Source organism: Frankia sp. CpI1-P, from assembly GCF_001421075.1.
GTDB classification, from domain to species: Bacteria; Actinomycetota; Actinomycetes; order Frankiales; family Frankiaceae; genus Frankia; species Frankia torreyi.
In genome coordinates this window covers 189,614-209,740 of sequence record NZ_LJJX01000003.1, presented here as the reverse complement: position 1 = coordinate 209,740, position 20,127 = coordinate 189,614, and the positions used below count along the sequence as shown (strand labels likewise).

The window sequence follows — 20,127 nt, the reverse complement described above, 5'->3', positions numbered from 1 at the left end:
NCCACCGCCCCCTTCCGGCGTCCTTGGCCTGATAGAGGGTGATGTCGGCGGCGCGCAGCAGGTCGGCGAGGTCGCCGTCGGCCACGGGTCGCTCGACCAGACCCATGCTGGCGCCGATCGACAACGCCTGGTCGCCGACCCGGACGGGCTCCGCCAGCGCCGCGAGCACGGCCCGGGCGGTGGCGGTGACGTCGTCGATGCCGGACGTGTCGGCGAGGAGGATGACGAACTCATCCCCGCCCATCCGGACCAGGAGTTGACCCGCGGGCAGCGCGCCGGTGATCCGCCCGGCGACCGCGACGAGCAGCCGGTCACCGGCGTCGTGCCCGAGGCTGTCGTTGACCGCCTTGAATCCGTCGAGGTCGATGAAGCACAGCCCGAGGCGCCGGTCCGGCTCCGCGGCCATCAGCTCGGTGACTCGTTCGACGAGCACCGTCCGGTTGGGCAGCCCGGTCAGCGGGTCGTGGCGGGCCTGCTGGCGCAACTGGCTCTGTAACCGGTGGCGCTCGGTGACATTCACGATCATCGAGAGCTGGACCTCGCCGCGCCCGTCGGCCCGGCGCAGGCAGGACGTGGTCAGCTCCGCCCGCACCGGGTCGCCGGCAGACCCGGCGAAGCGCAGCTCCGTGCGCAGGTGCGCCGGTCCGGTGAGGCGCTGAGCGGCGTGGGCGTCGCGCAGGCCGGCGGCGTCCTCGGGATGGGCGAACTCGTGCAGCCCCCGGCCGCGCACGCGGTGCGGGGCGACGTCGAGCATCCGCAGGAAGGCATCGTTGGCATCGACGATCCGTCCGGCGGCGTCGGCGAGCACGATCCCGATCGCCGCCCCGTTGAAGATCATCTGGAACCGGGCATCGGTGGCCTGGTGGGCGGCGCGGTGGATCGAGTCCTGACCGGCGAGGATCCGCTCGCGCAGGGCGCGGGTGTATCCGTGGGCCAGGGCTCCCTGCAGGGCGGCGACGCGGCCGGTGAGCTCGTCGTCCGCGTCGAGGCCCAGCTCGGCGAGCAGCTGGGCGCCGCAGACACGGATCGTGGCGGCCAGTGCGTCCGCGGCGCCGTAGGTGTAGTCCGCGACGGCGGCCCCGACCGCGGCCGGTTCCCCGGCGAGCGGCTCCACGCCGAAGGGCTCGTCAGCCAACGGCTCGTCAGCCAACGGCTCGTCGAGCAGGGCGTCGACGAGCCGTTCGGTCAGGCCGAGCAGCCGCTCCTCGACGGCGAGCAGACCGGTGGCCGGGTAGCTCGCACCGACGATGGCACGCGCCCAGACCTGCGCGAAACGCGCCACCCCGCGCCTGCGGGCAGCCGGGGACAGGTACCTGTTCTCCACGCCTGTCGGATGGACTATCGACGGCCGACGGCGGCCAGCGCCACGGCCCGGCTCGGGTCGGCCGCCAGCGGGTCGAGCCCGCCGTGCGCCTCGTCCGGCCGCCAGGACGGCAGGTAGACCAGCCCCGGCTCGACCAGGTCGTAGCCGGCGAGCAGGCCGGCGATCGTGGCCCGGGATCGCGGGGTGACCCCGGTCGGCGTCGACTCGTACACCTTGCCCGCGCCGTGCACCTGCTCGGCCCGCTCGTCGGCGGTCACGTGGGACACCGCCAGGTAGCTGCCGGGCACCGTCGCCGCCCGGAAGGCCCCGATGATCCCGGCCGGGTCGTCCCCGTCGGCGACGAAGTGCAGCACGGTGACCATCAGCACCGCGACCGGCCGAGAGAGGTCGAGCAACCTCGTGACCTCGCTCGATCCGAGGATGGAGGCCGGCTCACGGATGTCCGCCTGCAGCACCGCGGCCAGCGGGTTGTCGGCGAGCAGCATCCGTGAGTGGACGACGGCCACCGGGTCGATGTCCACGTAGACGACCCGCGCCTGCGGGTTGACCCCCTGGGCGACCTCGTGCACGTTGCCGACGGTCGGCACGCCCGAGCCGAGGTCGAGGAACTGGGTGATCCCCGCCTCGGCGGCGAGGAAGCGGACCGCCCGGTGCAGGAACAGCCGGTTCGACCGCGCCACCAGCGGCCCGTCCNGGAACGCCGCGATCACCGCCTGGGTGGCCTCGCGGTCCGCGGCGAAGTTGTGCGAGCCACCGAGCGCGTAGTCGTACATCCGCGCGGCGCTCGGCCGATCGACGTCGACACCCGCGGCCCACCCGGGCATTTCATCCATCATCCACTCATCCCCTGCGCGGTCCGATCGACGACCTACCGTGAGTGGATTGTCCACCCCCGCAACCTTCGTCACCGCACGGGGTACCCATGACTACGCAGAACGGACGCCCCGCGTCCGGATCGCCCGGCCCGTCACCCCACCCACAGGTGCACTCACCTGCGCCGGACCGAGCGGGAGCCCGTCAGGGCCTGTCTTTACTTGTGAAGCGTCAGGGGTTGGTGTGTGGGCGCTCCGTGGTGGCCCGTTCCTGTCGCGCAGGACGGTGATCGCGGTGAGGCCACCGCGGCCGCATTGCGGTGCGTTCTGCACGGCCTGGGCCCGCAGACCGTACATTCCGTACAGCACTGCGCCCCGTCTCCGACCTGGATGATCTTCGCGCCTGTGGAACCCTGCCCCACGGCACGACCTGCCACCGCGAGAGCCTGGCCCGGTCCCGACGGTTCCGCGGAACCGCGCCAGCGCCGTCGGTGGCCAGCCCGACGTCACCGACGACCCTGACGCCCACGATGTGCGCACTCGTTCCGAGCATCGAGGGTTCGGCTTCGGTCAGCCGGACGTCGCGGAAGCCGGCGAGGTCGAGCTCCACGCGCAGCTCGTCGGGACGGTGGAAGTACGCCCAGAATCCGCCATCGAACCTGCGGGCCGGGTCCTGGCTGAGGCCGGTGCTGAGGTGGCGGTCGAAGTCGGACCAGGCTTCACCACTTCCCAGCAGGCGCTCAATGGTCATTTCTCAAGGAGTTCGATACGCCAGGCGACGACGCGTTCGCGTAGATCAGCGACGTAGGTGGGGGTCACCCCGTAGGGGGCGAAGTCGTCGGCATCGTCGAGCCGGGCGATCTGCCCGAGCATGGCGGCGAAATGGCCGCGGTCGAAGCCCGGATCCGCCAGTTGGCGACCAGTTCCACCCGGTGGACCTCGTCAGGCTTGCTCGGGTCGGTCACGTGGAGCCGCGCGATCAGCTCGGTCCGGAGTTCGGTCGCGACCTCGAGACCGTCTGCCCGCTAGGCCACGATGACCGCGTCGACGGCGGCTGGGAAGTCCGCGCGTCGGTCCCAGCCAGCGGGACAGATCCGCAGTCCTGGACGCCTCCCGGAGCACCGTCTCGTACATCCGTGCGAGACGGCCGGGGTTCGTCAGGTCGTACCGAGCTGAGCCCGACCAGTCCAGCCACCGGTCCAGAACCACCACTCCCGATGTCGGACCCTCCAGTTCGTCCAAAGAGTTCGCGACCGCGTAGGGACGCACGTCGTCGTACCGCGAGCCCGGGGGCGGCCCGCCGGATGGCATACCACTCATCCTCGACACCAACCTCCCAGACAGGTCCTCGCGTCGAAGAGTGCTCTTCCCCTCTCCACAGTAGACCAGGCCCAGGCTTACCCTCATCGGCGCCGCCGGGTAGATCACCGCGTGGTACGAGAGGGGCCCTTCGCATCCCATCCAGGCGCGCGATGAGGTTGTTGCCCCCACGGACTCGGAGGAGGCTCGAGCGGCCTGCCAGGGTCGACCTCGCTCCGCTGGTTGACCGACGTGAGGGAACGCCTGGTCAGGNTTGATAGGTCAACTGGGATTGACGTCGACCAGAAGAACGTCATAACCCTGCTCGNCAAGGTGCGCGGCGTGCGTTCCCGGCCCGCCGCCGACATCGACGAGATTGCCGCGCCCAGGCAGGAACCGGGCGAAGATGTCCCAGGTCCGAAGCCGGACGAGGTCACCGATGCCCGGCTTCCACAGCCGCGGTCCTCGTCGGCCACCTCGTACCGGGCCACCACGCGACCATCAATCTGCACCCGGCAGAGTTTAGGAAGACCCGCGCTGTCCTTCGATTCCTTTTGTCGTCGCCCGCATCAGGTCGTGGGGACCATGACGACGCGGCCGGAGATCTCGCCCGCGCGCAGGCGGTCATAGGCGGCCGGCATGTCGGCCAGCGGGACGGTCTCGACGTGGGCCCGGATCAGACCGGCGCGGGCGAGGTCGAGGACCTCGAACAGTTCGCCGCGGGTGCCCCAGTACGGCAGCGAGACGTCAACGTCGAACGGCACCGTCCCGAACCGGAACGGCAGAGCCCCGCCGGCCAGGCCCACGACGGTGACCCGTCCCTCGGCCCCGACGGCAGCCGCGGCGGTGGCCATCGTCGCGTCACTGCCGACCATGTCGAACACGGCCTGCGCGCCCAGGCCGCCGGCGGTCTGCGCCCGGATCGCGGCGGCCGCGTCCTCGCCCGCCGGCACCGCCGCGTGCGCGCCGAGCTCCAGCGCCTGGACGAGCTTGCCCGGGGCGACGTCGACGGCCACGACGCGGGCCGGGGTGATCGCCCGAAGGATCTGGATGCCAAGGTGGCCGAGGCCGCCGGCCCCGATCACCACCGCGGTCGAGCCCGGCCCGAGCAGCGGCAGGGCCTTGCGGATCGCGTGATACGGGGTGAGCCCGGCGTCGGTGAGCGGCGCGGCGGCCACCGGGTCGAGGTCGCCGAGCGGGACGAGGTGGCGCACGTCGTCGACGAGCAGGTACTCGGCCATACCGCCGTCCCCACCGAGGCCCGGGCCACCCATCCCGTGGGTGACCTCGCAGTACTGTTCGGCGCCGCGGGCACACGCTCGGCAGTGCCCGCAGCCCCAGGGCCCGTAGACGGCGCAGGCGTCACCCACCCGTACCGCGCTGACCCCGGGGCCCACGGCGTCGACCCAGCCGGCGGACTCGTGGCCGAGGGTGAACGGCAGGCGCAGGCCCTGCCCGACCATCTGCTCCGCCGGCCATTCCATCAGGTGCAGGTCACTGTGGCAGGCGCCGGCGGCGGCCACCCGCAGCCGCACCTGGCCTGGCCCCGGAACGGGGTCGGGCAGCTCGACGAGTTCGGGCNCCGACTGGTACTTGGTGATCTGAAGCGCGCGCATGATCTCTCCCCCTCGTCGTAGCCCGTGCTCCTGCGCGGACCAGGCCCATCCTCGTTCCCCGCCGCCTGGCGGATCACCGCGGGTCGATCGCGGGTCGGTGGCCCACCGTCACCAGCCCCGCGACCACCGTCACCGGCCAACCGGCCAGNCGCGGCCGACGACCGCGGCCATCAGACCGGCGCCACCGGGCCGGTGCTGCTGCGCCGGTGTTCCACCTCGGCGTCCGGACCCGGGTAGACGAAGGTGGCATGACCGCCGTCGCCCCATCGGACCAGGTAGGGCGGGTCGCCGGCGGGCGAGTGGACCTCCAGGATCTCCCCGCCGCACGGCGGCCGGTCGGGGTTCGGCGGCGCCACGACCAGCCGATCGCCGACGGATGCTCGCCAGCGGCCGAGCCGGGGCTCGGGTAGCCAGGTGACGGTCTTCGGGCCGGGCAGCCCGCCCTCGTGCGAGGAACGCGGGGTCTCGGCGGCCACCGCCGCGGCGAGATCGGCCAGCCCCGGCAGGTCGGCGAGCTCGGCGGTGGACCCCCGGCCGGCCGGGGCGGCTGCCGCGGCCGCGTCCGCCCCGGAGCCACCGGTGGCCCGACCGGCCGGCACCGCGGCCGACGCCGGGGCCGCGACGACGTCGTCGAGCGCGATCAGGCCGACCACCCGGCCGTTGTCGGTGAGCGGCAGCCGCCGGACGGTGTGCTCGCGGAACATGCGGACCACGTCGGCGGGGTCGGCGTCCACGTCCAGGGTGACGACGCCGCGGGTCATCACGGCTTCGACCCGGCCGTCGAAGGGGATGCGCCGCCGCAGCGACCGCAGCGCCAGGTCCCGATCGGTGACGATCCCGACGAGGTCCTCGCCGTCCATGACCAGCAGTGATCCCACTCCCTGCACGTCCATCCACCGGGCCGCCTCGACGATGGTCATCTCGCGGGGCACCGTGACGGGCTTGTGACGGGGAAACCGCACACCGGCCATTGCTCCTCCTCCGCCCTGCGCGCCTATGCGCAGTCGTGTTCGGCTGTTGGCGGTTTCCAGCCTCCGGCATGAACAACGCCCAGGTCAGTGCCGTTCGACCCGAACCGGGACGCCGGAGGTCACCACGACCGAGGCCGACCCGACCGGATACGGACGGACGACGTCGGAAACGAGGGAGCGGATGTGGTCCAGCACGGTGTCGAGGGCGATCCGCAGCGGCGCCACCTCGCGGCGGGTCTGGGCGAGCAGCAGGCCACCCTGCACCGCGGCGAGCAGGGTGAGGGCGAGGCGCTCCGGGTCCGCCTCGCTGCGCAGCTCGCCCCGGGCATGCATGGCCGCCAGTCCCTGGCGGATGGCCGCCTCCCAGCGGGCGAACGCCGCCGCCAGGGCCTCGCGGGCGACCGGATCCACATCGGCGAGCTCGCTGGCGAGCGACCCCAGCGGGCAGCCGCCGCGCAGGTGCCGACCGAGGTGGAAGTCGACGAGCGTGTCCGCCCAGGCCGCCAGCCCCGCCAGGCTGTCCAGCCGGCTGAACAGGGGCTGCTGGAAGGCCAGCACGGCCTCGGTCTGGTAGGCGACCACGGCGCGGACCAGCGCGTTCTTGTCCGCGAAGTAGTGATAGAGCTGCGAGCTGCTCACCGAGGCGGCGACGCGGACATCCTCGGTGCTGGTGCCGGCGACGCCCTGCGCGTACATCAGCCCGGCGGCGGCCTCGACGATCCGCGCCCGGGTGGCCTGGCCCTTGCGGGTGATCCGGCGACCGTCCTGGCCGCCGGCGCCGCCGGGGACGGGTGGGCTCATCGACGAACCCTACCTCTTTGGAGCCGTCACTCCAGAATCCAGCGGCAGCGCGGGCCAGTTCGGTTCCGCGTCCCGGTGCACCCGCGGGCCGGCGCCGGCGAGCCGGTGGCGCAGGCCGGTCACGGCGAGGACGACGGCGGCGGCCACCGCGTAGGAGGCCACCCGCAGGGTCCAGGCATCGCCGGGTAGATCGGTGAACAGGGAGACATAGACGGGATGGGCGGCGGCCGCCACGGCGAGCCACTCCAGCCGCCCGGCGACGACGGCGAGCGCCGCCAGCAGCACGCCGTACCAGGGCTGCACCGGCGTGGCGACGAGGAACGCCGCGCCCACCAGCCACAGCGCCGCCCGTTCGGGGGGTACCCGGCCGGGGTCGGTCCGCCACACGGCCACCGTCACCGCCGCGAGCACCGCCACCGCGACCGCCTTCGCCGCCGACCCGCCGAGGTGCAGCACGCCGGCGAGCAGCAGGAACCGCGCGCCCTGGCCGTAACCCTCGACGTCGAGGTACTGCGGGAGGAACCCGAGCACGCCGGTGCCGACGGCGAGCAGGTGCGGCAGGTACGCCAGCCCGACGACCCCGGCCGCGGCACCGACCAGCGCCGCCGGGCGACGCCGGGCGGCGGCCGGCAGCAGCAGCGCCGGGTACAGCTTCACCGCCACCGCGGCGCCGAGCAGCGCCCCGGCCGCCGCCGCCCGCCGCCGTGACGGCGACGCCGGCTGCGACGGGGTCGGCTGCGACGGGGTCGACGGTGCCGCCGACGGGCGGACGGAGCGGCGGGTGAGCACGGCGAGGCCGGCCATCGCGAGCAGGGCCCCGAGGACGTCGACGTGCGCGTCCGAGCCGACCTCCAGGCCGGCGAGAGGCGACAGCGCGTAGAACGCCGCGTACCGGGGGTCCCGCCCGCGGGTGGTGAGCATCCGCATCAGCAGGCCGGTCAGCGCCAGCGACAGCAGCGAGCCGTAGAGCTGGAGCTTGTGCTCCCGCGGCGGGCCGGGCAGGTAGTGCACGGCGGTGAAGTACGCCTGCGCCACCGGCGGGTAGATGGTGTGCGCCCGCGGGTAGTTGAGGCGGATGCAGTGCGGGCCCCGCTCGATCGCCGCGCAGCCGGCGGCATCGGGGAACAGCCACTGGTCGCGCAGCCCGGTCAGGTGCGGGTCCAGCGGGCCGTAGCGGTAGGGGTCGATGCCGGCGGCCTGCACCCGGCCGTCCCAGGCGTAGCGGTACAGGTCGTCGGAGAGCTGGGGCGGTCCGGTCGCCGCGACCGCGTGCACGGCGAGGATCCCGGCCAGCAGCATGCCGGCGGCGGCCCGCCGGTTCGCCGACCGCACCAGTGACGCGGCCGTCGCGACCCCGAGGACCCACCACACCAGCACCCCGGGCAACACGCCGGCCCGGCCGGGCAGGTAGCCGGGGGCCGCGCGGACGGCGAGCTGCGTGGCGAGCACCCCCGCCAGCCCGATGCCCGCACCGATCAGGGCGCGGTCCGGACGGCTGCGCGGCACGGCGGCGGCTGACGGCATGCGCCAAGCCTCGCAGGACAGCGGCGGGACGCCCGGGTATCGAGGCCCGACTTCCTCGTTCCGTAAGGCGACGATCAGGCCGGATTCCGGTTGCGGCGGCCTACGTTTCCTCTCGTGCAACGGTTTCCCCGCGTGTTCACCGGCCGGCTGACCAAGGGGGCCCGCCTGCTTTCCGCAAGACTGCCTGAACCACCGGCGGCGGCGCGCCGCGGTCCGCTGCGGGCTGGGGCTTTCCCGAGCACGCTGCATGATCCGCGAGTGGCGTCGCTGCTGGGCATCGCGCTCGGGATCGCCTTCGGAACCTGTTTCCTGACCGGGCTCGTGTCACATTTCATGCAACACCCGCCGGACTGGCTGCAATGGCCCTCCCGGCCGGTCTGGCTGTACCGGGTCACGCAGGGTCTGCACGTCATGACCGGTCTGGCCAGCGTCCCGCTGCTGCTGGTGAAGCTGTGGACGGTGTATCCACGGCTGTGGGGATGGCCGCCGCTGCGATCCGTCGGGCATGCCCTTGAACGGCTCACGATCGTGCCGCTGATCGCCGGTTCTCTCTTCCAGCTCGCGACCGGAATCGCGAACATCGCACAGTGGTACCGGTTCCGTTTCTTCTTCACCGTGACCCATTACTGGATCGCCTGGATCACCATCGGCGCCCTGGTCGTGCATATAGCCGCGAAACTGACCGTCGTGCGCGCGAACGTGGGCCGAAATCGATACGAAGACCTTTCCCGCACAGACCCGCAGGACGCCGGCCCGCCGACCGGCGGGCTCACCCGCCGCGGGCTGGCGGTGGCGACCGGCACCGCGGCCGCCGTCATCGTCGTGACGACGGCCGGCCAGTCGGTTCCGGCGCTGGCACCGCTCGACCTGCTCGCGCCCCGCCGGCCCGACCTCGGCCCGCAGGGGCTCCCGGTGAACCGGACCGCGCGGGCCGCCCGGGTCGCCGCCGCGGCCCGCGATCCGGAGTACCGGCTGGAGGTCATCGGCGCCCGGCGGGTCGTCTACCGCCTCGCCGAGGTGCACGCGCTGCCCCGCCACACCGTGCGGCTGCCGATCACCTGTGTCGAGGGCTGGTCGGCGGACGCTACCTGGCACGGTCCCCGGCTGCGCGACCTGCTCGACGCGGCGCTCATCCCCGCCGACGCCACCGTCCGGGTCGAGTCGCTGGAGGCGCGCGGCGGCTACCGGGCCAGCGAGGTGCGCCCCGCCCATGCCCGGGATCCACTGACCCTGCTGGCCACCGGTCTCGACGGTGCCGATCTCGACCTCGACCACGGCTACCCGGTCCGGCTCATCGCACCCGACCGGCCCGGCGTCCTGCAGACGAAGTGGGTGCACCGGGTGGTGATGCTGTGACGAACGGCGGTGTGGGCAGGAGCGGGCCGAGCGTCGGCGGGCTCGCCCTACGGGTAGTGCTGGCGGCGGCGGGGCTCGCGGCCCTGGGCTACGGCGTCGACGGCCTGCTGTCGATGTCCCGGGCGACGCGCCCGACGAACGCCGGCGCCTGGCTGATCGGCGGGATCGTCGTCCACGACGCGCTGCTGGTGCCAGCGACGATGATCGTGGGCTTCGCGCTCAGCCGCCTCGTCCCGGCGCCCTACCGTGCCGTCGTGCAGGGCGCGCTTCTCGTCAGCGGGTCGGTGGCGCTGGCGTCGCTACCGCTGTGGCGCGGCTACGGCGGGTCCGCGGACAACCCCTCGGTGAACCCGCTGGCCTACGGCCGCAACCTCGCCATCGTCCTCGGCGCGGTCTGGGCCGGCGCCGCGCTCATCATGGCAGGCCGGGCGGTGGCGGCGCGGCGCGGGCGTCCGGGCGCCGGTCGCGGCCCAGGGCGGCAAAGTGGCGGCCGGCGCTTTGCCAGGACCCGGCGACGAGCAGGCCGGCGGCCGGCGCGAGAACAGCCAGCTCGTTCAGGCTGACCAGACACCAGGCGAACGGCTTGGAGATGCGGCCGGTGGCGTCCTCCAGCCGGAGCCGGACGGGCCCGGTCGGAGTCCCCGGCGGCTCGACCTCGACGAGCACCTGGCCGGTCGGGGCGAGCAACTGCCCGGCGCGGCGCAGCAGGCGCACCGGATCCCCGCCGATGCCGATGTTTCCGTCGGCCAGCAGCAGCGCGACCCAGCGACCCTCGGCCGGCAGCCGGCCGAACACGTCACGCCGCAGCGCGACGGCCCCGGCCTGCCGGCTCAGCCGCACGGCGAGCGGCGCGACGTCGATGCCGAGCGCCGGCACCCCGCGGGCGGCGAGCGCCGCAGCCAGCCGCCCGGGCCCGCAGCCCACGTCGAGGGTCGGCCCCGCGCAGTGCCACAGCAGAGACAGATCCCCGGCCGCCAGCGCCCCACCACCAGCGGCGCCGGCGTCGGCACCCGCACCGGCAGCACCCTCGACAGTGACACCGCTCAGGGCGGCCGCTGCCTCGGGCTCGGAATGCGGCGGGGAGGTTCCCCGCCACCGGTGCACCGGCAGCGGGATGCGCCGCCCGTCCGGATGGTGCGCCCACAGGCGGCCGGCGGTGGAGCGCAGTCCCGCCTCGTAGATGTCAGTCGGTTCCCATCCGTCGCCCGCCGCCGCGATCGCCTGTCCCGCGGTCGCCTGTCCCGCGGTCACCGCGTCGCGGCAGCGGTCGCGGACGCACCGGGCGCGCGCCGAGCGTCCAGGCCGGCGCGGGTGTCCGCCGCGCGCCACGCTGCGGCGAACCGGCCGCCGGGGACGAGCCGGGCGACCGCCGTCGCGTCGGCCGCGGTGTCGACGTCCCGCAGCGTCGGCAGCACCGTCACGTCGAGTCCGGCGGCGCCGAGTCGGGCACGCTGGCGGGCGCCGGTGTCGGGGCGGGACGTGGGCACGCCGCGCAGAAGGTCGCCGTCGGGTCGGGCGAGGCCCAGGGCCCACCAGCCGCCGTCGGTCGCGGGGCCGAACACCGCGTCGGCCGAACGCAGTGCCTGGCAGGAGGCGGCCAGCAGGTCGGCGGTGAGCTGCGGCGTGTCCATGCCGATGAGCAGCGCCGGACCGGTCTCGGCAGCGAAGGCGGCGGCCAGGCGGGCATCGAACGGGCCGGCCGTCTGGGCCGCCACCGCCAGCCCGCCGAAGCCGCCGGCCGTGGCCAGCCACGGGCCGGCGGCGCCATCGAGGACGAGCACGGGACGCAGGTCGGCGAATCCGGGCCGGGCGGTGAGGGCCGCGACGGCGGCGAGGGTGTCGGCGAGCGCCGCCGCCGCGACGGCCGCGGCCTGCTCCGGGCGCAGCGGCGGGGTGAGCCGGGTCTTCACCCGGCCGGGCACCGGCTCCTTCGCCATCACGAGCAGCCTCACGGCAGGCGCGCCAGCAGCGTCGACATGTCCCGGACGGCGCGGGCGGCACCGAGCGGCGTCCCGGTGACCTTGGACCGGCCGATCCGGGGGGTGTAGGCGACGTCCGTCTCGGCGATGCGCCAGCCCGCCTGGGCGGCGCGCAGCAGCAGCTCCAGCGGGTAGCCGAAGCGGCGGTCCGCGATCGACAGGGCGAGCAGGTCGGCGCGCCGGGCGGCCCGCATCGGCCCCAGGTCGCGCACCGGCACGCCGCGTCGGCGCAGGCGGCGGGCGACGGCGGCATTGCCGAGCCGGGCGGGCGGCGGCCAGGCCCGCAGCGAGGTCGGGCGGCGCCGGCCGAGGACCAGGTCGGCGCGGCCGGCGGTGGGGTCGACCAGGTCGGTGGCGAGCAGGGCCACGAGGTCGGGCAGCCGCGCCGGGTCGAGCGAGGCGTCGGCGTCGCACACGCAGACGACGTCGGCGTCCGCGGCCAGCAGGCCGGCGTGCACGGCCGCCCCGTAGCCGCGCTCGGGCACGGCGACGACCGTCGCGCCCCGGCCACGGGCAACCTCGGCGGATCCGTCGCGCGACCCGTTGTCGGCCACGATCGCCCGGTAGCCCGCCGGGATCCGGTCGAGCACCCAGGGCAGCGCCCCGGCCTCGTCCAGGCAGGGCAGGACGACGTCCACCGGCGTCCGGCCGTCATCACTTTCCGTCAACATGATCGGGACTGTAGTGCCGGGCAACCATGATCGATCATTACGGAACGAGGACGGCCCTCGCCGAGTATCGGCCCGCTGACCTGGCTCGTCGGTGCGGCGGAGGCGGTCGGGCGCGCCGCCGACCGCGACCGGTCGGCCCCCGGGCGGGCACCCGGCGATCCCCGCCGTCCGCAGGACATTACGAAGCGGGGAACATCCGCGCCGGGCGGGGCGCAGGCGGGCCGGGGGTGCCTATCGTGGCCGTATGGCCCGCGTCCTCGTCGTCGACGACGACGCCCTCGTCGCCGAGGTCGTCGACCGCTACCTGCGCAACGCCGGTTTCGACGTCGACCGCGCCGCGGACGGTCCGGCCGCCCTGCGCGCCGCCGAGGCCCGCCCGCCCGACCTCGTCGTCCTCGACCTGATGCTGCCCGGTATCGACGGCCTCGAGGTTTTCCGCCGGCTCACGGCGCGCCAACCCGTTCCCGTCATCATGCTGACCGCGCGGGCCGACGAGGCGGACCGGATCACCGGCCTGGAGGTCGGTGCCGACGACTACGTGACGAAGCCGTTCTCCCCGCGGGAGCTGACCCTGCGGGTGCGGTCGGTGCTGCGGCGGGCGGCCGAGTCCGCCGCCGCCCCGGAGCCCGGCGTCCTGCGGGCCGGCCCCCTGGTCATCGACCCGGCGGCGCGGACCGCGACCCGCCACGGGGTGCCACTCGGCCTCACCGTGCGCGAGTTCGACCTGCTGGCCTTCCTGCTACGCCGGCCCGGCCACGCCTTCACCCGCGTCGAGCTGCTCGAGCAGGTGTGGGGCTGGAGCTACGGCGACCCGTCGACGGTGACCGTGCACATCCGCCGGCTACGGGAGAAGATCGAGGACGATCCGACCGCCCCCCGCCTGCTCGTCACCGTGTGGGGCGTCGGCTACCGCTACGACGCCCCACCGGCGGTGCCCGGCGCGGAGACGTCGCCGGCGGTGGCCGGCGCAGAGGCGTCGCCGGGCGACCCGCGGCAGGCGGGATGAGCGGCGGCGGGCCAGGGAGCGCGGGGATGCGATGATCGCCGAGTTGGAGGTCGCCGGGATCGCGCTGGGCTGCTCGACGGCCGGCGCCATCAGCGGCGTACCGCTGCTGCTCGCGCTGCGCCGCCGGCCGCTGTGGGCGATGGCCGCGGCGCTGTGCGTATGGCCGATCGTCGCGGTCGTCGTGGGCGTCGCCGTCACGGCGCGGATGATGTTCCTTTCCGCGCACGACCTGCGACTGGTAATGATCATCGTCACGGTCTCGGCGACGGTCGCCTCCGCCTTCGCGCTGCGCGTCGGGCGTCCGGTCGTGGCCGGGACCGGTGCCCTCACCCGGGCGGCGGCGACCCTCGGTGACCCCGGCTACCGGGGCGCCGGGCGCGTCCCGACGACGGAGCTCGCCACGCTCGCCGCCACGCTGGACGCGACGAACACCCGGCTGGTCGAGTCGTTCGCCCGCGAACGGGCCCTGGAGGCAAGCCGGCGGGAGCTGGTCGCGTGGATCAGCCACGATCTGCGGACCCCGCTGGCGGGGATCCGGGCGATGGCCGAGGCGTTCGAGGACGGCCTGATCACCGATGCCGAGACGACCGACCGCTACCACCGCCGGATGCTCACCGAGACCGAGCGACTCACCGGGATGGTCGACGACCTGTTCGAGCTGGCCCGGTTGCAGGCCGGGGCGCTGCGGCTGAGCCTGGCGAAGGTGCGCGTCGCGGACGTGGTGTCGGATGCGGTCGCGGCCGTCGATCCGATCGCGCGGGCGCGCGGCGTCGTCGTCCGCGGCGAGGCCGACGATCTCGGCTTCGTCGACGCCGATGCCGCCGAGGTCGGACGGGCCCTGACGAACCTTCTGGTCAACGCCATCCGGCACACCCCGGACGACGGGACGGTGGAGGTCACCGCCACCATGGCCGCGGATCAGGCGCTGTTCTCGGTGGCGGACCGCTGCGGCGGCATCCCGCCGCAGGACCTCCTCCGGGTGTTCGACCTGGGTTTCCGCGGGGAGCCCGCGCGGACCCCGGCCGGCGACGACGGCCCGGGGCAGCCGCGGACGCGCTCGGGCATCGGCCTGGCGATCGTGCGTGGGATCATCGAGGCGCACGGCGGCGCCGTCAGCGTGCACAACCAGCCGGGAGGTTGCCGCTTCGTCGTGGCCCTCCCGACGTCCTGACGCCGGGGCGGGCGGCGCGCCACCGTCCGCGGTTCGTAAGATCCGGCGGCGCTCGGCGCGGATAGCGTCGGCGACATGCGGGTTCTTGTCACCGGCGGCGCCGGTTTCATCGGTTCCCATGTCGTGGACGCGCTGGTCGCGGCCGGCGACGAGGTCAGGATCCTCGACGCCCTGCTGCCGGCGGTGCACCGGAACGTCCCCGCGGTGAACGACCGCGCCGAACTCGTCGTCGGCGACGTCACCGACCGCGGCCAGGTCGAGGCCGCGCTCGACGGGGTCGACGTCGTGTGCCACCAGGCCGCCATGGTGGGCCTGGGGGTGGACCTCGACGACCTGCCGGCGTACGCCACGAACAACGATCTCGGCACGGCCGTGCTGCTCGCCGCGATGGCCCGCGTCGGGATCGGGCGCCTCGTGCTGGCCAGCTCCATGGTCGTCTACGGCGAGGGCGGCTACCGCTGCGCCGAGCACGGGGCGCTGCGCCCCGGCCCGCGGGTGCGCGCCGACCTGGACGCCGGGCGGTTCGAGCCACCCTGCCCGCGCTGCCACCGGCAGCTCGCGTCCATCCCCGTCCGCGAGGACGCCCCGATCGATCCCCGCAACGTCTACGCGGCGACCAAGGTGGCCCAGGAGCACCTGGCCGCCGCCTGGGCCGCCGCGACCGGGAGCACCGTCATGGCCCTGCGCTACCACAATGTGTACGGTCCGCGGATGCCGCGGGACACCCCGTACGCCGGGGTCGCGTCGATCTTCCGCAGCGCCCTGGCGGCCGGGCGCGCACCCCAGGTGTTCGAGGACGGCGGCCAACTGCGGGACTTCGTTCACGTCCACGACGTCGCGCGCGCCAACCTGCTGGCGGCACGCGGCCCGGACCTGCCCGGCCGGCTCACGCCCCTGAACGTCGGCTCGGGAGCACCGCACACCGTCGGGGACATGGCGGACGCGCTGGCCCACGCCGTCGGCGGACCGCCACCCGTCGTGACCGGTGGATACCGGATCGGTGACGTGCGGCACATCGTCGCCTCATCGGTCGGCGCCGCCGAGCTGCTCGGCTACCGGGCGCAGGTCGGCTTCGCCGCGGGGATGGCGGCGTTCGCCCGCGACCCGCTGCGCGGCTGAGATCCCCACCGCCACCCCGGCCGGAATCCCCGCCGTGGACGCGGTGAGCACCCGCACGTCGGCGATTTCCCACCGATCCCGGGCGACGCCCACGGCCGTAGGCGGCCCGACCGACCGCGCGCCGAGCCCGACCGACCGCGCGCCGAGCCCGATCGTCGCGACCGCGGCCCTCCCGGTCGGGTCTTCGGCCAGGCCGGCCCCGGCAGCGGCCCGGCGGCGATGCTGCATCGCTACGACGACCACCGCCGTACCGAGCATCGCGAACAGGATCCCGCCGAGCCAGACCGTCGGCACGCCGACCAGCCTCAGACCGCTGAGCGAGATCACGACGACGAGCGCGGGGCGGATGATCCGGCTCGTCGCCGGGCCGGCGGAGACCCGCGCCCCCAGGTAGACCCCGGGCAGGGAGCCGAGCAGCAGCGAACCGGTCAGGCCGAGCTGGAAGTCGCCGAACAGCAGGTGCCCCAGCGAGGCGGCGGCCACCAGGGGCACCGCCTGGGCGAGGTCGGTGCCGACGAGCTGAGAGGACCGGATGCGCGGGTAGAGACCGAGCAGCATCACGACGATGAGCGAGCCGGAACCCACCGAGGTCAGCCCGACGACCAGCCCGCCGATGGCGCCGATCAGGACGGTCGGCAGCGGGCGTGGCCGGATGCCGACCTCGCCCGCAGGCGCCGGCGGCCGGCCGCGGTCGACCAGGGACTTCGCGAGCATCCCCGCCGCCGCGAGGACGAGCAGCGCCCCCATGGTGACCTTGATCCGTTCCTGGACGGCGTCCCCGTCGCCGAGCGCCCGCAGGATGAGCACGCCGCAGAAGCCGGCCGGCACGGAGCCCAGGCACAGCCAGCCGACCAGGCGCCGGTGGACCGTGCCGCGGCGCAGGTGCACGGTGGCACCGACCGGCTTCATCACCGCCGAGGCGACCAGATCGCTGGACACGGCGGCGAGCGGCTGGACGCCGAACAGCAACACCAGCACCGGCGTCATCAGCGCGCCGCCGCCCATGCCGGTCATCCCGACGACGGTTCCGACGACGAACCCCGCGAGCGTGACCAGGGGATCGAGATCCATACACCGCCCACCTTCCCTATCCGCACGATAGGCATCGTGAGCAATTCCCGCGAGGGGGGACGACGGCTGCCAGCAGGCCGCCGACCTGCGCAGACCTGCACAGACCTGCGCCGACGGCGCGCGACCAGGCGCTCGGGGCGACGCGCTGGTCAGTCCACCGCGAGGCCGAGCGCGGTCGCGACGACGATGGCCTGCCAGGGATCGATGCGGGCGCCCCGCAGCGTGACGGCCAGTGGATCCAGCGCGGACAGGTCACTGCCGCGCAGGTCGGCGCCGGACAGGTCGGCCCCGTCCCACAACGCACCGGAGAGATCGTTGTCACGCAGCGTGGCGCCATCACAGCGCGAACCGGTCAGGTCGGCCTCCCGCATCCGGACCCCGACGAAGGACGTACGACTCAGTTTTGCCCGCGACAGACCAACAAAGGACCAATCCCCGCCGCTGACCTTCATGAGGTCGTGCGTGCATCCGTCGAACAGGCTGCCGGTGAACTTGCACGCGTCGAAGCTCGTGTCGAAGAAGGAGCACCGGACGAACACGCAGTTGATGAAAGCGGTATCTGAATAACCCGATGCGTTGAACCGGACCCCGCGGAAGGTGCACGAGTCCAGAACCGCGCCCGTGGTCGGCACCTCGGTCAGGTCGAGGTCGACGAAGGCGACGTGATCATGCGCCTGCCCCGACAGATCCCCGTCGACCTCGGCCAGGCTGCGGACGGTATGGTCGACTGCGGGCGCCGTCGGGCCGTATTTCCGAGCCGGCACGCGGCGCCTCCCCAGCGACCGGTAGTGGGACCGGCCGCACTCGTCGATCAAGGTCCGGGCTAAGCCTACCGCCCGCCGCCGGAAGTGTGTTCCACGCCACATAGTCCGTAGTCGATGTTTCGGACTCGGGGGTGACGATGAACACGATCCGGCAGCCGGTATACGGCGGAAANTAGTTAGTGGAGACCGACGTGCTATCGGGGATAAGGTCTCCGCGGCGCCAACGGGCACCGCTGGGAGTCAAGAGGTTGAGCGGAGAAGGATCGTGAGCACGGACAGCGCCCGCACAGGGCATGCCGACGAACCGGAACGGCTCGAGGGGCGNCAGAGCTCCCCGCACCGCGTAGTGATCATTGGCTCGGGCTTCGGGGGCCTGTTCACCGCGCAGGCTCTTCGCAAGGCGCCCGTCGAGATCACCCTCGTCGCAAAGACCACCCATCACCTGTTCCAGNCGCTGCTCTACCAGGTGGCGACCGGCATCCTGTCGGAGGGCGAGATCGCCCCGACCACCCGCGAGGTGCTCAGCCGCCAGGAGAACGCCCACGTCGTCCTGGGCGACGTGACCACCATCGACGTGCAGGCGAAGACCGTCACGTCGCAGTTGCTCGGCCGGACGACGGTCCACCCCTACGACAGCCTCGTCGTCGCTGCCGGCGCCGGGCAGTCGTACTTCGGCAACGACCAGTTCGCCACCCACGCCCCGGGCATGAAGAGCATCGACGACGCCCTCGAGCTGCGCGGCCGGATCTTCGGCATGTTCGAGCTCGCCGAGGGCTCGACCGACCCGGCCGACATCGANCGGCTACTGACCTTTGTCGTCGTCGGCGCCGGCCCCACCGGCGTGGAGATGGCCGGCCAGATCGCCGAGCTGTCGCGACGCACGCTGCGGCGCGACTTCCGCAGCATCGACCCCACCAAGGCCCGGGTGATCCTGCTCGACGCCGCGCCCGCCGTGCTCCCGCCCTTCGGGGAGCGGCTCGGCGCGAAGGCCGCCGACAAGCTGGAGAAGATCGGCGTCGAGGTGCAGCTCGGCGCCAAGGTCATCGACGTCGACGCCACCGGCATCGAGGTCGAGGACAGCGACGGCACCCGCCGGCGGATCGACTCGGTCTGCAAGGTCTGGGCCGCCGGCGTCGCCGCAAGCCCGCTCGGCAAGCAGCTCGCCGAGCAGACCGGCGCCGGCATCGACCGCGCCGGCCGCGTCGAGGTGCTCCCCGACCTCACTCTCCCGGGCCACCCGGAGATCTACGTCATCGGCGACATGATGAGCCTCAACCGGCTGCCGGGTGTCGCCCAGGTCGCGATCCAGGGCGGCCGGCACGCGGCCAAGGAGATCCAGGCCTGGGTCGCCGGCAAGCAGACCGGACACCCGTTCAAGTACAACGACAAGGGCAGCATGGCCACCATCTCGCGGTTCAGCGCGGTGGCCAAGATCGGCAACATCCAGTTCAGCGGCTTCTTCGCCTGGCTGGTCTGGCTGGCCGTGCACCTCGTCTACATCATCGGCTTCAAGCACCGCCTGACCACCCTGCTGCACTGGACGGTGAGCTTCATCGGCCGGGGCCGGTCGGAGCGCACGGTCACCCAGCAGCAGATCTTCGCCCGCGCGGCGTTGGAGCGGCTCGGGGAGAACTTCGCCCCGTCGCTGCCGCCACAGGCCGGCGAGGCACCGTCCTGGACGGGCGCGGCCCGCACCCAGGTACCGCCGCAGGGCACGGAGAGCCGGGAACCCACCCGGGTCTAGACCACGCCGTCGCACGGCACAGGCCGCGTAGGCCGCAGCCGCCCGCACCACCACACGACCGCCCGGTCGGGACGAGCTCCCGCCGGGCGGTCGTCGGCTGTGCCGCGAGGCGGATGTCCGTGCCGCGAGGCGGGATGCCGGCGCCGCGAGGCGGGATGTCAGCCGGCTGCGGCCGGGGCCGGGATCGCCTCGGCCGCCCGGACGAGCAGCTCCCGCAGAGTAACGAGCTCGGCGTCGCTGAACGCGGCGGCGAGCCGTTCCTCGACCGCGAGTGCCGCCGCGTCGGCGCGCCGGAACAGCGCATGGCCGACCCGGGTCAGGCGGGTGACGAGGACCTGCGCGTGGTCGTCGGACGGCTGCCGCTCGATCAGCCCCTTCGCCTCCAGAGCGGCCAGCACGACGGCCATCGTCTGCGGCGTGACGTGGCATTGCCGGGCGGCCCTCGCGCCGGAGATGCCCGGAGTGGCGGCGATCGCGACCATCGCCGCGTACTGCGGCACGGTGAGGCCGAACGGCCGCAGCACCCTGGTCTTCTCCGCGATCAGCACCTGTTCGGCCCGCTTGATCGCCAGGCCGAGCCGCTCGGCTCCCGCGTCGACCGGGCGGGATCTGGCTGCCACGGTCCTCACTGCGCCCGCTCGACTCGGCTGGGGTGGGCGACCCACGGATGGCCGGGAGGGCCACACTGATCCGAGGCTACCGCGGATCGGAGGACCCATGACCGGCATCGTGCCCGGTGGCACCCCCAACGCCCTCGGCACTCCCAGCGCCCCAGACACATCCGGCACTCCAGGCGCCGACCCGATCGGCGTGGATGCGGCGCCGGGCACCGTCGGGCCGGCCACCATCCGGCGGCCCGAACCCCCGGCCACCACCTCCAGGGGAGCCGGCGCACCCCC

Annotated in this window: 17 protein-coding genes and 4 pseudogenes; 8 read left to right on the top strand and 13 right to left on the bottom strand. The window is 73.9% G+C overall.

The genetic code is table 11. The annotated features are described in order from the left end of the window. Position 1: 1 nt before the first annotated feature. The 8 genes and pseudogenes from FF86_RS39520 to FF86_RS03475 form a co-directional block, all read right to left on the bottom strand. Positions 2 to 1,282: GGDEF domain-containing protein (locus tag FF86_RS39520; RefSeq protein ID WP_242418096.1), on the bottom strand; the 1,281-nt coding region annotated here is incomplete at its 3' end. A 56-nt stretch (positions 1,283 to 1,338) separates the two neighbouring features. Then, positions 1,339 to 2,017: pseudogene (locus tag FF86_RS03495) on the bottom strand (SAM-dependent methyltransferase); the annotation flags it as partial. Position 2,018: 1 nt separating this feature from the next. After that, a partial coding sequence (locus FF86_RS61820) for an SAM-dependent methyltransferase (RefSeq protein WP_396229754.1) occupies positions 2,019 to 2,157 on the bottom strand: 139 nt, incomplete at its 3' end. Positions 2,158 to 2,883: 726 nt separating this feature from the next. Beyond that, complete coding sequence (locus tag FF86_RS61815; RefSeq protein ID WP_255355687.1) at positions 2,884 to 3,009, bottom strand: hypothetical protein; 126 nt, start codon at positions 3,007 to 3,009, stop codon at positions 2,884 to 2,886. Between the two features lie 995 nt (positions 3,010 to 4,004). Next, positions 4,005 to 5,016 (bottom strand): annotated as a pseudogene (locus FF86_RS03490) (NAD(P)-dependent alcohol dehydrogenase); the annotation flags it as partial. A 205-nt stretch (positions 5,017 to 5,221) separates the two neighbouring features. Next, a complete protein-coding gene (locus FF86_RS63580; protein WP_044886798.1) occupies positions 5,222 to 6,022 on the bottom strand; it encodes a DUF1918 domain-containing protein in 801 nt (266 codons plus the stop codon). An 84-nt stretch (positions 6,023 to 6,106) separates the two neighbouring features. After that, entirely contained in the window at positions 6,107 to 6,823 is a 717-nt protein-coding gene (locus FF86_RS03480; RefSeq protein ID WP_044886797.1) for a TetR/AcrR family transcriptional regulator, read from the bottom strand. A 9-nt stretch (positions 6,824 to 6,832) separates the two neighbouring features. Beyond that, a complete protein-coding gene (locus tag FF86_RS03475; protein WP_044886796.1) occupies positions 6,833 to 8,347 on the bottom strand; it encodes a glycosyltransferase 87 family protein in 1,515 nt (504 codons plus the stop codon). Between the two features lie 147 nt (positions 8,348 to 8,494). Between FF86_RS03475 and FF86_RS03470 the strand changes: the two genes are divergently transcribed. Both FF86_RS03470 and FF86_RS31435 read left to right on the top strand, forming a co-directional pair. Then, complete coding sequence (locus tag FF86_RS03470) at positions 8,495 to 9,703, top strand: molybdopterin-dependent oxidoreductase (RefSeq protein WP_199865454.1); 1,209 nt, start codon at positions 8,495 to 8,497, stop codon at positions 9,701 to 9,703. Continuing rightward, positions 9,700 to 10,266: a hypothetical protein gene (locus FF86_RS31435; RefSeq protein WP_095211974.1), complete on the top strand. Its 567-nt coding sequence runs from the start codon at positions 9,700 to 9,702 to the stop codon at positions 10,264 to 10,266. The genes FF86_RS03470 and FF86_RS31435 overlap by 4 nt, the downstream gene beginning before the upstream one ends. Positions 10,267 to 10,950: 684 nt before the next feature. Here FF86_RS31435 and FF86_RS03460 read toward each other — a convergent pair. Both FF86_RS03460 and FF86_RS03455 read right to left on the bottom strand, forming a co-directional pair. Then, positions 10,951 to 11,640 (bottom strand): DUF2064 domain-containing protein, encoded by a 690-nt coding sequence (locus tag FF86_RS03460; protein ID WP_044886825.1) that lies wholly within the window; start codon positions 11,638 to 11,640, stop codon positions 10,951 to 10,953. 11 nt (positions 11,641 to 11,651) lie between these two features. Beyond that, on the bottom strand, positions 11,652 to 12,353 hold the full coding sequence (locus FF86_RS03455; RefSeq protein WP_044886795.1) for a glycosyltransferase family 2 protein: 702 nt from the start codon (positions 12,351 to 12,353) through the stop codon (positions 11,652 to 11,654). A gap of 244 nt (positions 12,354 to 12,597) precedes the next feature. Here FF86_RS03455 and FF86_RS03450 point away from each other — a divergent pair, with 244 nt between their 5' ends. The 3 genes from FF86_RS03450 (at position 12,598) to FF86_RS03440 (ending at position 15,649) form a co-directional block, all read left to right on the top strand. Beyond that, positions 12,598 to 13,359 carry a response regulator transcription factor gene (locus FF86_RS03450; protein ID WP_044886794.1) on the top strand — a complete coding sequence of 254 codons (762 nt, stop codon included), beginning with the start codon at positions 12,598 to 12,600 and terminating at the stop codon, positions 13,357 to 13,359. 31 nt (positions 13,360 to 13,390) lie between these two features. Continuing rightward, the gene (locus FF86_RS03445) at positions 13,391 to 14,530 is read left to right on the top strand and encodes a sensor histidine kinase KdpD (protein WP_044886793.1); all 1,140 of its coding nucleotides are present in this window, start codon (positions 13,391 to 13,393) and stop codon (positions 14,528 to 14,530) included. A 75-nt stretch (positions 14,531 to 14,605) separates the two neighbouring features. Next, the gene (locus tag FF86_RS03440) at positions 14,606 to 15,649 is read left to right on the top strand and encodes an NAD-dependent epimerase/dehydratase family protein (protein WP_044886792.1); all 1,044 of its coding nucleotides are present in this window, start codon (positions 14,606 to 14,608) and stop codon (positions 15,647 to 15,649) included. Here the strand turns inward: FF86_RS03440 and FF86_RS03435 are convergent. Further along, positions 15,554 to 16,720 carry a sulfite exporter TauE/SafE family protein gene (locus tag FF86_RS03435; RefSeq protein ID WP_044886791.1) on the bottom strand — a complete coding sequence of 389 codons (1,167 nt, stop codon included), beginning with the start codon at positions 16,718 to 16,720 and terminating at the stop codon, positions 15,554 to 15,556. The genes FF86_RS03440 and FF86_RS03435 overlap by 96 nt on opposite strands. A gap of 149 nt (positions 16,721 to 16,869) precedes the next feature. Next, complete coding sequence (locus tag FF86_RS03430; RefSeq protein ID WP_044886790.1) at positions 16,870 to 17,484, bottom strand: pentapeptide repeat-containing protein; 615 nt, start codon at positions 17,482 to 17,484, stop codon at positions 16,870 to 16,872. A gap of 325 nt (positions 17,485 to 17,809) precedes the next feature. On the opposite strand from FF86_RS03430, the pseudogene FF86_RS39500 reads away from it, so the two are divergent. The 3 genes and pseudogenes from FF86_RS39500 to FF86_RS39490 all read left to right on the top strand — a co-directional run. After that, a pseudogene (locus FF86_RS39500) lies at positions 17,810 to 17,935 on the top strand (FAD-dependent oxidoreductase); the annotation flags it as partial. Position 17,936: 1 nt separating this feature from the next. Continuing rightward, positions 17,937 to 18,282 (top strand): annotated as a pseudogene (locus tag FF86_RS39495) (NAD(P)/FAD-dependent oxidoreductase); the annotation flags it as partial. 1 nt (position 18,283) lies between these two features. Beyond that, a partial coding sequence (locus tag FF86_RS39490; RefSeq protein WP_242418095.1) for an NAD(P)/FAD-dependent oxidoreductase occupies positions 18,284 to 19,228 on the top strand: 945 nt, incomplete at its 5' end. A gap of 158 nt (positions 19,229 to 19,386) precedes the next feature. Here FF86_RS39490 and FF86_RS03420 read toward each other — a convergent pair. Continuing rightward, positions 19,387 to 19,848 carry a MarR family winged helix-turn-helix transcriptional regulator gene (locus FF86_RS03420; protein WP_063870330.1) on the bottom strand — a complete coding sequence of 154 codons (462 nt, stop codon included), beginning with the start codon at positions 19,846 to 19,848 and terminating at the stop codon, positions 19,387 to 19,389. Positions 19,849 to 20,127 lie beyond the last annotated feature (279 nt).